Here is a 13093-nt window from a genome sequence, read left to right as displayed (position 1 = left end):
TTGGTTTGTTAATCAGCAGTTTTAATATTTTGCAGCGCTTGCTGTACGTTTTCGTTTTTCATAAAGAGATCCCACAAAAGACCCGTTCTATGGTTTTCTATCATTACTACCATGGGTGCCTGGTTAAGCCCCATAAAAATGTTTGCCGTCCAGTCTTCTGAAAGATTAAAAGCATCTCTAAATCCATATTCGCCCCACAGAAAATCTCCTTTTTCACGGTAAAAGTTTTTTAAAGCATCCATAGATTTTTCGGGAGTATAAGGAAAGGAAGATATTGCTCCCGTTGGGGCAATGGTGCCATCATCCATGTCGACTTTAGGTTCCCGGGCTTTATAACCCCAAGGCCCGTCACTAGCTGTAAGTCCCCAGCTATTTTGACCATAACCTTCAAAATCTCCGGGATTTTCACAGCAATACCTGTAGTTGATCAAAACGATATCCTGGTTGTTGCTAAAGTAATTCGTGTATTTATCTTCCATTTTCCGGGGATCCAGTCCCAAAAAGGAATAGTGCGTAAAAAATAAGGGACCACCGTTACTCACTGCTACATCCAGTGGAATCCCGTAATAAGTTTCTTCATTAGTATACATAGAGCCTTCAGAAGTTCTGCCCCAGTTAGATCGATAATTCTGAGCAATAGAATCCTGGCTAGCCCAACCGGTGTAGTACATTTTAGCCGGAACGCCATAGGTGGGAGATGCAATGGCCAAAAAGTAAGTGATCATGGTTTCATTCCAGCCTATAAGTTTATGGTTGATATGCCAGGCATGTTCGGGAGACCAGTGCCAGTATAAATAAGGACTTTCTTCAAACTGCCTGAACCAACTCCATTCCACATCCTTCCAAATTTCAGAAATCCGCTCTCTCAGCTCGTTTTCTTTAGGATCCTCTTTAGATAAATACTGCTCTACCGTTAGCAAGCCCTGCATAAAAAAAGAAGTTTCTACAAGGTCTGCTCCATCATCGTATTGCCCAAAGAAAGGCTCTACCTTACCTGTAGAACCATCCATGAAATGCGGTAATGCGCCATGGAATCGATCTCCTTGTTCTATAAAGGCAACTATTTTATCTATCCTCGCTGTGAATTCCTCTCTGCTGATAAATTCTCTCTCCACCCCAACAATTAAAGCCATTAAGCCAAAGCCTGAAGCGCCCGTAGCTATCATGTTTTTTCTTCCCGGAATATTCTCCCGCGCCAATCCGCTGTGGGGTTCTGCGCCATCCCAGTAATAGCGAAAGTTGGCTTCCTGAACCATATCCAAAAGTTCCTCATCATTCATTTCCCTGGTCTCTGCCATAACAGATTCTGACAAATGAGATTCAGAGTAATCATATCCAAGATTACTTATTTTATAGTAGTAGGTTTTTCCCGGCAATCCTGTATAATCTGTATAGCGGGAATATTCTGTCGGACTTTGAATTCCTACAGGTGAAAAATTCTCATTGTTTTGAGAGCGATAGATTTTTACGTAACGAATTGCTTCCGGGTTCTGCTGCTTCCAAACCAGATCTACATGCCTTTCATAAGCCTTGACTTCTTCAATTTCGGGTGTTGACAATGAAACAGGTTCCTCCTCGCTCATGATTTCCACCTGATCAATTAAGATTTCATGCTCTCCCAAATCCCCTGTGGCTTGTTTTAACCAGATCTTTTTGATTTCACTGCTTTTTGAATAGGTAAAATCTTTTTCTGCTGAAGTAACAAAAGCCTGCAGAGGAATTTTAACCTGAATCCATTTTTCGTAAGAATATTGCGGTATAAATTCACCCATTGACATGTAGGCCGAGCTTTCCTCTTCCTCTAGTCCAACTGCTATTTGAGGCAACTCAACTGGAATTGTTTGATCTACAACATAAATCCAAAAGCTTAATATATTTCCCTGCTTAATAAAATCCTTACCACGCCATTCGGGAAAATCAAGTGCTACTTTCCAAATCCCTTTGGGAGATGAGTTATACTGCAATTTCAGACTATTCCCCGGAGTAAAAGAGTTCTCATTTTCTACCGGAAGTCTTCCTTCAACATTGAGTACAAAAGCCGGATCTTCATAAGAAACATCAGAAAATGACCAGCTTTCTTCCATTAAACTATTATCAAAAAACACGTGGTGATATTCAGGTTCCTGCGCAAATTGCATTAACGGAATAAATAGAAATATCCAAAAAGATCCACCTGTCTTCATATCTAATAACTAAATCCTAATAAGTCTAATCCTTCCTGAATTTCATCATTGGCCATGAACAGTTCCCACGGAAGTCCCGTACGGTAATTCTCGATCATTGCCACGATAGGGCCTTGATCTATTGCCAGATATCCATTTGAAAACCAGTTGTGCTCTTCTGAAAAAGCATCATAAAAACCATATTCTCCCCACAGCTCATCATTTAGATCTTCATAGAAATGTCTCAAGGCAGCCATAGATTCTTCTGGCGTGTAAGGAAAAGATGATAAAGCCGCAGTTGGAGTAATCACCCCTAAATCGTTGGTTGGGCTATGAGCAGAATATCCTTCATGGTTATCTGAGGCTGTTAATCCCCAGGAATTTTCACCATAGCCTTCAAAACCTTTAGGGTTACGAACGGCATATTCATAGTTGATCAAAGCGTGGTTGGTATTCTGTTGCCAGTAATTTGCATATTGATCCTGAAGGTTGCGAGGGTCCAGGCCAATAAAGGAATAGTGGCTGAAAAATAGGGGGCCACCATAAGAAGGTCCTAAAGGAAGGTTCATGCCATAATGATTTCTATTAGTTACGATCTCCCCGTTAGAAGCCCAGCCATTGGTATAAACTTCTGAAGAAATGGGATGTGTGGGCGAAGAAGCCGCCAGCACATATACAATAAGTGATTCGTTCCAGCCGTTAACAGGAAGGCCCATTTGAAATTTATAGGTAGGCGACCAGTGCCAGTAAAGAACATTTTCATCGTTTGTGTACCAATCCCATTCCACCTTCTCCCATAAAGAAGTAATTCTTTCATCTATAGAATTGTCATCAAAATATTCGCGGTTAATCAATAATCCCTGCATCAAAAATGCGGTTTCCACCAGGTCACCACCATCATCATAATCGCTAAATGGTCTTGTTTGTGCGGTGTTGCCCATATACCAGTGTGAAAACGCACCATGATAAGTTGGCACGGCTTCCAAAAATGACAAAATTCGTTCTAATCTTGCCAAAGCTTCAGCTTCGGTGATCCAGCCTCGTTCTACAGCAGTAGGAAAAGAGGCCAAACCAAAACCTGTTCCTCCTGTGGTCACGATATGAGGAGCCTCGCCGCCATAGGCATCATCCTGTGATCTTTCCCGTGCCATTCCACTGTTAGGTTCTGCAAAATCCCAGAAATAGTTGAAAGTCCGCTCCTGCACAAGCTCTAATAACTCATTATCAGATATTTCAGGCACTTCAGGTTCTTCTTCGGGTGGTGTATATGGCTCCTGATATCCCGGCCCGGAATCATCTGAACAGGAGGCAAACACTATAAAAAGCAGACTCAAAAAGGATAATTTCTTAAGCATATTTATTTCTTTCTTAAATTCAGAGGTAAACCCTGAAAAGGATTAACAAAACGTCATTTTTCAGCAACAATGTTCCTTCCGGATTATATAATGAAAATAATCCAGTACAAAATCATCATTTTTAGGGGCGAACACATTGGTTTATCATCTTCTTAATAATGAACTTCAGAAAGAGGATAAAAGCTGCCATTTTTGGAACTCCTGAAAAGCAACAATTCAGCTTCCCTGGAAAAGAACATATTTAAGGCTCCAAAAATGCCATTTTTGGAGCCTTATCAAATTTACTCAGCCATTGCGGCTTCTATATCTTCCTCGCTAAGCACTTTATTATAAAAACGAAGGTCATCTATGTAACTTTGATCTGAAAGATGATTCCATTCTGTAAATCTTGGCGCACCAGACATGATGGAAACCAGATCGGCCCCGGTCCAGTCAACACCACCATCAACAGGGGCGGTATTCACTAATTCTCCATCCAGATAAATCTTGCTTTCAGAATTAGAAATGGTAAAGGCCACATGTACCCACTCACCGGCAGCTACATCAATGAGTCCACCATCGTTCCAGCTATTTGAGGTACCGTTACCTACATTTGCTTTGATCCTTTGGTTGTCTCCATTTGCCTCTCTGAACAAATGAAATCCTCCAGTAAGGTTATTTAAAGATGGATCGCTTTCATTGGCAGGACTAATTACAATGATCCCAGCACGATCTGGACTGGCATTGACTTTATACCAGAATGTAGTACTAAAAGTATCGCTCAACAAACCTTCAGAAGGCATTGTAAGATAAGCTCCCTCTGCACCAGCATAAGCATCATTTCCTTCTACACTTTCCCCGGCAAAACCTGGAGTACCTACTATATTAACTTGTCTGTTAACCATTTCATCTGAAAAATCCCCGTTGAATGGCATGTGTAATGTCACAGAAGATGCATTGATCATATTCTGAATAGCCTCTGGTGATAATGCGGCGTCGAATAATCGTAATTCATCGATTAAACTTGGATCTGAGTTATGTCCCCATCCACTAAAATTCAATCCAGATCCTATCGTGAGATTCTCCACTCCAGACCAGTCGATTGCCATATTTCCAATTTCTGTTGCCCTTACCAGGTTTCCATTGAAGTACATAGCAGTACCATTTGGAGTTACACTAAAAGCAATGTGCACCCAGCCTGCTTCGTCAACGACGATACTTCCTCCATCATTCCATACATCACTTGCACCGGTACCTACGTTCAACTTGATAACCTGAGAGCCTTCTTCAGGTGCTGGTTCTCTAAACAACCTAAATCCCTGATTGCGGTCATCATCATCTGTTGCGGTTAAAATACCGGCTCTTTCTGCACTGCCATCCAGCTTGTACCAAAAAGCAGCAGTAAATTCGTCTCCAAGAGGATCTAAAGGAATGCTTAGGTAGGAATCCTGTGCTCCCATATAAGCTGCACTTCCCAGGTAAGATTCATCTCCAAAACTGGGATTTCCAACTTCTTCAGGTGATCTTAAGCCAACAAGTTCCATGTAATCTCCATCAAAAGGCATGTAGAAAACTTCATTTTCGAAACGCGGTGCATAAGGAGGTTCTTTAGTAAAATTGACTGTTTCAGTTGTTTCATTACCGGCGATATCTGTCGCCTTGATGGTCACACTATGCTCTCCTGTTGTTACATTGTCAAAAGTAACCTGCTCCTCAATAATGCGGTAATCTGTAAATTCATTAAAAATGGCTATCATGCTACCATCTACCATTACTTCTATTTGTTCCACCTCAATATCGTCTACTACTTCAAATTCAATGTCAATGGTTGACACTTCTTCCAGCACATTGATAGTGGTACCCTCACGAGGGTAGGAGATAGTTACTTCTGGACTTCCCGCATCTGCTCCGGGATCAACACTTGTTATAGAGTCTATTCCTTCACGATCACATGCAGTGAAAATGATAAAGAAGGAAAATATCCCTAAAAGAATGCTACTAATTTTTTTCATGGTCTATTAATTTAATTGGCGCAATACATTATTCATCGCAGTTGTTCTATCTACAGCTGTTGCTTCAAGTGGTAAAGCATCTACCTGTGCCTGTGGATAAGGAAGGTATTCATCGCTTGCTGTAAAAGTTCTGTCTTCATAGCTTAATTCGGAATAATTGTCAATGCGAATCATGTCATAGTAACGTATTCCCCACTCCATTGCAAGTTCAGCAAACTTCTCATCCAGCACGTCTTGAGTAGTGACGCCAGATAATGGCAGTAGATCTGCTCTGTCCCTCACCATATTCACTGCCTCATCTGCAGATATTGCAGTTGCGCTAGCTCCTCTGGTAACCGCTTCAGCATACATCAACAGGATTTCAGCATATCTTATCACAATCATGTTCTTACCTGCACTATAGTTATTCCTGTTATCGGTTAACTGAACAGAAGGCAGATAATGTTTTCCACTGGCAAAAAACGCCCTTGCATAGTCGTTTATGATATCTCCAGATGGGGTTACATTAGTAACAAAGCCAGGTAAATCTGTATACCCTTCTTCCTCAAGCTTCTCTATACCACGATCTGTAAAAAGAACACTGGTCTCGAGGCGTACGGTTTCATCCCTATCTAACATGAAACCAATAAATTTTGTACTTGGTTCATAAAAGCCCCAACCAGATGAAGCATTCTCGCGCACTGGTGTCCAGTTTTGAGGCCCAAAGGGATCATATAAATGGTAAAAAGCATCTCCTGTTTCTGAACCATAATCTGAATATTGCAGTTCAAGAAGGCTTTCATTACTTAATTCTCCCGGTTTTTTAAACAACTGGTAAAAATCTGAATAGAGGGAGAATTTACCAGAATTAATAATGGCTCCAGAAGCATCGGCTACAGCCTGGTAATTTTCAAGTTCCTGTTCTGCCAGCGCTTTGATTGCATAAGCCGTATATCGTGTAACTCCTCCAGGAATGTCTGTACGTTCATTCGGCCTTAGATCAGGAAGATTAGGGATGGCCGCATCCATTTGACTGGAAATAAACTGCATTACCTCGGCTTTGGAAGAAACTCCTTCTTCAAGCTCCCCTTCTGGCTGATTTGATGTTATAATAAAAACATCTTGCCAAACTCTTGCCAGGTTAAGGTGGAACCATGCCCGTAATACCATTAATTCGGCAATATATTGTTCTCCTCTTTCAATATCACTTCCTTCAGCAAATTCAAGATAGTTCTCAATCTGTAAAATTGCCGTATTCATATTAATGATATCATTGTAATGCACATTCCAAAGGGAATTGTACATCCAATAGTCTTTGTTGTAATTAAACCGGTCAGTATCTGAAAAAGGCTGCTGATCACCGAGGCCGCCGGCATTCACATCATCTCCACGTACGCCAAGCAACAATGGCTCTTCCCAGCCACGGGTAGCAAACTCATAGTAGCCCCCAATCAAGGGGTTGATCATTTCTTCGGTATTGGTATAGTCCAGATCTCCGGTATTCAGCTGTCCTTCCTGTATATCAAGCTTATCATGACATGAGCTTAAACTAACAGCTACAAAAAGCGCAACCAGACGAGGAAATATGTTATTTAGATTTTTCATTTTTTTCGTTTAAAATTTAACATTTACTCCTACAGTATAGATTGAAGGCACAGGATAGGTTTGTCTATCTACCCCGTTAGAAACTTCAGGTGTAAAACCATTATAGCTAAAGAATGAGAATGGCCTTTCTGCAGTTGCATATAGCCTTATAGTAGGCAGGTCTTCTTGCTCTAAAGTATAACCTAATTGAATATTTTGGATCCTGAAGAAATCTCCATCTTCAACCCAAAAGTCACTCAACCTTTGGTTCCAAGCTTTACGCATTCCGGCAGATGAAGGATAAACATTGCTCGTACCTTCACCATGCCATCTATTGATCGCAAGATCGGCATCCATATTGGTATCCTGAGTGAATATAATTTCCCCTCTTCTTCTGTTAAGAATTTGATTACCTAATTGTCCATAAAAATTCATGGAGAAATCGAAGGATTTATAGTTCATCGCAATATTCCCACCAAAAGTGACATCAGGAAGGAAAGATCCAAGGATAACACGATCGGCATCGTCAATAACATTATCTCCGTTTTGGTCCCTAAAGATAAGGTCACCAGGCACTAAATTATTTGCTACTGCAACTGGATCGGCCTGGATTTCTGCTTCATTTTGATAAACACCCACTCTTTCATATCCATAAAAAGCGAAAAGCGGTCCACCTTCCATAGTTCTTTGCCTGAATTCGGCTGAACCTGAATCGATATATCCACTTTCATCCTTAATGTTGGTAGCTTCATTCTTCAAGGTGGTGAAATTGGCCCCTACTGAAAAATTAAAATCATCTCCAACAGAACCATTATAGTTTGCGCTAAATTCAAAACCCTGGTTTCTTATAGTTCCGGAATTCCTATCAATACTCCTGTTGATAATAGGAATGTAAACCGGAAGAATGGCGTCTTTTGTGTCTCTAATGTAATAATCAGCTGTAATAGAAAGACTGTTATCAAAAGTTTCAATATCCACTCCAAAGTTCTTCTCTTCAATTACCTCCCAGGTATTATTGGAAAATACACTGGTAGAAGTAATTCCCGTTCTAGGTTGCTCGCCCAAAGCCGTTGTAATTACATTGATAGTATTTGAACCTGCACTGGCAGCGACATTATCATTCCCAAGTTTACCCCAGCTTGCTCTTAGCTTTAGGAAGTCTACTACATTGTTATCTATCATAAAATTCTCTTCAGAGATCACCCATCCAAGACCCACAGATGGGAAGTAACCCCAGGGATCTCTAGTAAACTTTGAAGAACCATCTGCTCTGAAAGTACCATACAACAGATATTTGCTCATGTAATTATAGGAAAGCCTTCCAAAATAGGACATCCCGTAATACCTACGTCCAATTTCTCCCACATTATTATTAAAGGAATCTGGATCTGCAAAATCAAGGTATCTGCTAGATTCCAGTCTTATGCCGGCAATGTCCTGCCCTGTGGCTTCAAATTCATTTGCAGCTTCATCTCGAAAGGAAGTTCCTGCCATTAAAGTAATATCATGGTCACCAAAAGCGTCATTATAAGTTAGAATGTTATCCCAGTACTGATTAGAAAAGGTGTTATTTTCTCTTCTTATTTCAGAAATTCCTTCCTGATTATTTCCTAGGTTATATGGAAGGTTAACATAACGCTCTTCCAACAAGGTAAGATTGTGACTGTAGGTGGTTCTAAGATCCAGCTTATCTTCAATAATATCATACCCGAGGTCAATAGTTGATAATAATTTCCGGATTTTAATTCGATTTTCATTGTATTGCATTACCGGGAAAGGGTTTTGGGGGCTTCTGTACCCAAGAAGCTGCGCATTTGCATACTGTATAGGTGCTGCATCTGTATTTAAAGGATCCATCACCGGAAGGATCGGCACCGCAAAATATGCGTTAAACCAGGCGGCATTCTCTGGAGCATATTTGGTCGCGTTACTAAAAACAGAATTAACCCCAATACTCAATCTATCAGTGATATCCACATCCACCTTAGAGCGAATATTGAAACGTTCATATTCATTTTTCATGTCCAGGATACCTTCCTGAGCAATATAGTTGGCTCCTACGGCGTATGCCACACTTTCTCCACCTCCAGAAACACTAAGGCTATGACTTTGAATAAGTCCTTCCCTTAAAATCTCCTCATACCAGTCGGTATTTACGTCTGGTACATTAGGATTTATTCTACTTCGACCAAAGCGTTGCATTGCATTAAGTACAAACTGTACATCGGCTGAGGAGCCAGATTCGTAGGCCATGGTAGTAAATTGTTCGGCGTTTGCCATTTTCACCACATTCTGAGCTCGTTGGATACCTGTATATCCATCATACTCGAATTGGGGTTTTTGATTTTTCACACCAGATTTAGTCTCTATGATTATCACTCCATTGGCTGCCCTAACACCATAAATTGCAGATGAAGATGCATCTTTAAGAACGTTTACCGATTTAATATCCTTTGTGTTCAGGAAGTCTATATTATCGTAAAGCGCACCGTCAACTACGTAAAGTACGTTGGTGGCATCCGTATAGGTTCCCAATCCACGTACCCTAACATTTGGTGAATCCCCAGGAGATCCAACAGAAGTTATTTGCACCCCTGGCACCTTACCCTGTAAAGACTGCATTACATTCGTGGTAGGTGTTTTCTCAATTTCTTCAGCACTCACGGTAACTATAGAACCTGTAAGATCAGATTTCTTCTGGGTTCCATATCCTACGACTACCACCTCGTCCAACGTAGCAGCGTCTTCCTGTAAGACTACTGTGTATTCGCTGTTCTCTCCAATAGTGAAGGTTTGAGTTTGGAATCCAAGGAAAGTGACCCTGAATTCATCACCTCGAACTACTCCTTCCAGGATAAAGTTCCCATCAAAATCTGTTATGCTGTAAATTTCTTTCCCCACAACTTTAACCTCTGCACCAGGCAAAGGAATTTCCTGAGGATCAAGAACAGTACCCGTTACTGTTTTAGAATCTTGTGCAAGGACTGTGGACGTGCACAGAAATGCAAAAATTAATAGTAATCTAATTTTCATATGTACATTATTTGGCTTGAATAATAGAGGAAAGATACTGCCCTTTTAATATTTAACGCAAACGTTATAGTACACAACTACTACTACAAGTATTTTAAAAGTTCAAATACCTATAAAACAATTATTTATGAATTTTTTGAAGTAAATTTCCCAACCAGAAAAATGAGGATGATGTAGTGTTGATGTAGTACTATTTCCTCAATTTAGCTGGTATTTTTTTACAGAATTAGAAATTTGTGATGAGAAAATTTGTCAAACTTTCTTTCCCGTCCAAATCAATTTTTTTGCGTAACCTGTACCTGTGAACCTCAACTCCCCTCACCGAAATTCCCATTAAAGGTGCAATTTCTTTTGAGGTTAAATTCATCTTTAGATAAGAACATAATTTAAGATCTTTACTACTAAGCGACGGGTAGGCAGCTAAAAGATCTTTAAAAAAATCTTCATGAAGCTCATTGAAATTGGTTTCGAAAACCTTCCATTCATCCTTGTTTTTTACCGCCTTATTAATTTTGTTCATTATATGTTTTACCCGGAACTGGTTAGAAAATTTTTCCCTGTCCTTGTTCAGCTCCCCTTGAATTTCCATAAGAACTTCATTTTTCTTAGCAGCTACCATGGTTGAATTTGCAAGTTCTTTACGCTTTAAATTAATCTCATTAATGAGCTTCTCTTTCTCCATGGCATTTATACGTTCTTCATGTTCTCTAGCATACCGCTCTTTCAAAAGTCTTCTGTGTTTCTGTAATTTAAGTTTGTTAATCCAAAACACCAATCCTATTAGCCCCAAGAGTAAAAGAACGTACAGAAACTTCATTCCATTCTTTAGATACCAGGGAGGATCTACCACGAATTTAAATTCTGTGGAAGCAGCGGGTTTTCCCTGACTATTAAGTGCGTTTAATTTAAGAACATAATCATCGTGTGGGAGATTCTGAAATCTTATTATCCCATCATCTACCTCACCCGATACCATTTTGCTATCGGTTCCATGAAGTTCATATGTGAGAGAGACGGCGTCAGAAACCGGCAAACCTGCTGAAAAAGCCACTTCCTTAGCATTTTTACGTGAAATATGTGGTGTTTCTTCGAGGTCATATTCATGCTCACTATCTGCCAGCCGCTGAACAAGAGGCGCAATTACTTCTTCCTCCTGTGCTGATTTATATAACCTTTGTAAATCTATTCTTGCGAACCCGTCGTGAAGAGTAATATAATAGACAGAATCCCTGACCTTTAACACCCGTTCATTTTTCTTTACCGTACGATCACCTAAAAGCTTAGAAGGAATAGACACTTCCGACCCGTTGAAATTGGTTATTATCAGGGTATTGCTTTTGCTGTTTACAAACCAAAACAATCCATTTTCTTCCTCTAACAATCGATAGCCTGAGTATCTTTCCCACTCCGTTAGAACTTCAAGACTGTCTCTAAACGAATTGTATCGGTACCATCTGCCATTTGAAGCTACCACTATTTCATTACTCACCTTATGTATTCTCGCGTTATAATCCTTCCCGCCTTCCTCGGTAAACATCTTTTTCACGGAAGTCAGGCTGTCCCCGGTTTCCGAAATTCCAATGCGATAAACACCTTCATACGCATCAGTTGCCCAAATAGTAGTAGGATTTTCCTGTAAAATTTGTTTCACAGGGAATCTTACTCCATTCAGCAGGCGGACCTCTCCAGCATTTTTATCATATAAATCAATGCCAGTATAATTAGCTATAAGAAACTTATTATTCCTGAACCTGGTAATTTCGAAACTTCCGGTACGTTTATCCACAGGTTGAAAGGCATCCTGAGTTACAATATACGTCCCGGTGTTATGATTGGCGTACAGGATATTATCTTCCAATTTAAGATTCCACGCATGCCCCTCCGCTCCCTCTAATAATTCAAGATTGTCATCTGTCAATTTGTAAACTCCTGTGTTACTGGCGAGAAATAACTCTTTCCTGTAGAAAGACAAATCATAAACAGATCCCAATTCCCCAGTGTCATCAGTATAAAAGCTTATAGGAGAATCCATGTTAATAACATCTATTCCATTGTCAAGTCCAAGCCAAACCCTTCCCTTTTCATAATTCATGGCCAGCACGGTATTGTTCTGGAGCCCGTTATTTCGATTGTATGTCCTTAAAAGCCCTGTGTTTTCAAAATAATGCAGCACTCCATTCTTCACTGTGCCTATGATTAATTCATCTCCAGATATTTCCAGGATTTCATTTAGCTCGAATTGTCTCAGCATTTCATTGAGCGCTTCATCTCCGTAAGGTTGAAATTCGTTTTGCTCGAACACAAACAAGCCATCCCTCGTTCCTATGAGCATCTTATTTTCATGCACCTGTAGATCAAGAATAGCTTTACCTACAATAAGCTCTTGATTCGGAAGAGGAACAAGGGAACCATCTTCTTCGAGATAATGCAAACCACGCCTCCCTACGGCAACGAGTATTTTATCATTGAAAACAGTCATTTCATTGACCAGCAAATTGGCAACTGGAACTATAGTATTTTCCTCATACCTGTATATCGCGCCAAAAGATCTAAAGTAAATGGCATCCCGGTAAGAGAGAATTTCCCAGAATTCTTCGCTTTGTAATTCATACTCGCCCAGCAGGGGGATAAGCGAAGTGTATTCCATATTCCCTTTCCCGTCTTTCTTCCAGTACCCAAACTCTTTATATGCGCCAGTATATACCCTGTCCTTGTGAGGATATACAGATCGAATTATAGATCCACTTTCCAAAGCATGTAATTCCCAACGCTGGCCGTCAAAAGACAACAACCCCTGATTGTTCGCAGAGAAAATTACCCCCTGTTCACTTACCCCAATATCCCAGTTTTGGCTTGCCGCTCCATATTCTACAGAAGAATAATTCTGTATAGGTGGCGAAAGTCGTTGTGCAGTAGACACAACAACACTTAACATACAGATAAACAGGGTATAAAAGATTTTATTTGTCATAGAAGAAAATGCCTTTGA

The 13093-nt window shown here is 40.2% G+C and carries 6 protein-coding genes; all 6 read right to left on the bottom strand.

The annotated features are described in order from the left end of the window. Positions 1–8: 8 nt before the first annotated feature. The gene (locus tag ACOV1Q_RS05370; RefSeq protein WP_424493334.1) at positions 9–2183 is read right to left on the bottom strand and encodes a glucoamylase family protein; all 2175 of its coding nucleotides are present in this window, start codon (positions 2181–2183) and stop codon (positions 9–11) included. Positions 2184–2185: 2 nt separating this feature from the next. After that, the gene (locus ACOV1Q_RS05365; RefSeq protein WP_424493333.1) at positions 2186–3517 is read right to left on the bottom strand and encodes a glucoamylase family protein; all 1332 of its coding nucleotides are present in this window, start codon (positions 3515–3517) and stop codon (positions 2186–2188) included. 281 nt (positions 3518–3798) lie between these two features. Continuing rightward, on the bottom strand, positions 3799–5508 hold the full coding sequence (locus tag ACOV1Q_RS05360) for a LamG-like jellyroll fold domain-containing protein (protein ID WP_424493332.1): 1710 nt from the start codon (positions 5506–5508) through the stop codon (positions 3799–3801). 6 nt (positions 5509–5514) lie between these two features. Continuing rightward, positions 5515–7092 (bottom strand): RagB/SusD family nutrient uptake outer membrane protein, encoded by a 1578-nt coding sequence (locus tag ACOV1Q_RS05355; RefSeq protein WP_424493331.1) that lies wholly within the window; start codon positions 7090–7092, stop codon positions 5515–5517. A 9-nt stretch (positions 7093–7101) separates the two neighbouring features. Next, entirely contained in the window at positions 7102–10104 is a 3003-nt protein-coding gene (locus tag ACOV1Q_RS05350; RefSeq protein WP_424493330.1) for a SusC/RagA family TonB-linked outer membrane protein, read from the bottom strand. 226 nt (positions 10105–10330) lie between these two features. Further along, positions 10331–13075: a helix-turn-helix and ligand-binding sensor domain-containing protein gene (locus ACOV1Q_RS05345; protein WP_424493329.1), complete on the bottom strand. Its 2745-nt coding sequence runs from the start codon at positions 13073–13075 to the stop codon at positions 10331–10333. Between the last annotated feature and the right edge of the window lie 18 nt (positions 13076–13093).

It is taken from the genome of Salinimicrobium maris, from assembly GCF_049680855.1.
Classification (GTDB): domain Bacteria; phylum Bacteroidota; class Bacteroidia; order Flavobacteriales; family Flavobacteriaceae; genus Salinimicrobium.
The sequence above is the reverse complement of the archived record's forward strand: the minus strand, read 5'-3'. Positions and strand labels throughout refer to the sequence as shown.